This is a genomic window from Marinobacterium sp. xm-d-530 (assembly GCF_013283365.1).
Taxonomy (GTDB): domain Bacteria; phylum Pseudomonadota; class Gammaproteobacteria; order Pseudomonadales; family Balneatricaceae; genus Marinobacterium_E.
This window is the reverse complement of record NZ_WBYM01000010.1, coordinates 1-1,072: the sequence shown is the minus strand read 5'-3', so window position 1 is coordinate 1,072 and position 1,072 is coordinate 1. Positions and strand designations below refer to the sequence as shown.

The window sequence follows — 1,072 nt, the reverse complement described above, 5'->3', positions numbered from 1 at the left end:
TCGCCATAAATCGATCTCATATCTTGCTTCATCCAGCGTTCTAAACCAATGCTGATTTAGGCATTCGTTTCTAAATTTGCCATTCAAGCTCTCAACAAAAGCGTTTTGAGTGGGTTTGCCTGGCTGAATAAATCCTAGCTGCACAGCTGTCTCTTTGCTCCAAAAGAACATCGCCTTGCTAGTAAACTCTGTTCCGTTGTCACAAATAATCTTTTTAGGCTTGCTACGTGACTCAATCAGCTCCGATAGGAATCTGGCAACTTGTCGTCCACTGATTGATATAGAGACCAACTGCCCAACCATCTCTCTTGAATAGTCATCGACAACATTCAAAACCCTAAATCTGCGTCCGCCAGCTAATTGGTCGGCTACAAAATCCATGGACCAACGCTGATTTACTTCAGTAGGCACCTCTAGAGGCTGTCTAGGACGAGTTAGCTTCTTACGCTTCTTAGTTCTGACCTGAAGTCCTTCTTCCGTATAGAGGCGATATGTACGCTTCTTGTTAATGACTAGTCCCTCAGTCTTAAGAAGACTGTGCAACATCAAATAACCGTAAGCTGACTGCTTTGCAGCCAGTTCTTTTAGCCGATCCCGAAGTGCTGAATCATCAGTTGGCGTGGCCACATATCGAAAGCTCGATCTGCCTAAACAAGCCAGTCTGCAAGCAGCTCTTTCACTTAAGTTATGATGTTCAATCAGATGTGTGACCACCTCTTTACGCTGAGCGGTCTTTACCACTTTTTTGAGAGAACATCCTTCATAGCATCGACCTCAAGTAACTTCTCCGCTAGAAGCTTCTTGAGTTTATTATTTTCAGCTTCAAGCTCACGAAGGCGTTTGGCTTCGTTAACCTCAAGACCAGCATATTTACTTCGCCAGTTGTAAAAGGTTCCAGCTGATACATTTAGCCTACGGCAGATGTCATCTACCTTGGCTCCTGCCTCATGCTCTTTGATCGCCTTAATGATCTGTTCTTCGGTGTAACGCTTCTTCATATCGAGATCTCCATCCCTTTAGGTTAAATGGAAATCTCATCGAGGTCATGGTCTAGTTTTTGGGGGAGAGGTCA

Annotated in this window: 1 protein-coding gene; it reads right to left on the bottom strand. The window is 44.3% G+C overall.

Features of this window, described 5'->3' with window-relative positions; genetic code table 11:
• A protein-coding gene (locus XMD530_RS11270; RefSeq protein ID WP_254446222.1) for an IS3 family transposase occupies nucleotides 1–998 on the bottom strand; the annotation gives its coding sequence in 2 pieces (ribosomal slippage) (nucleotides 1–749 and nucleotides 749–998; 999 coding nt annotated over the 2 pieces). This gene is flagged as partial in the annotation.
• Nucleotides 999–1,072 lie beyond the last annotated feature (74 nt).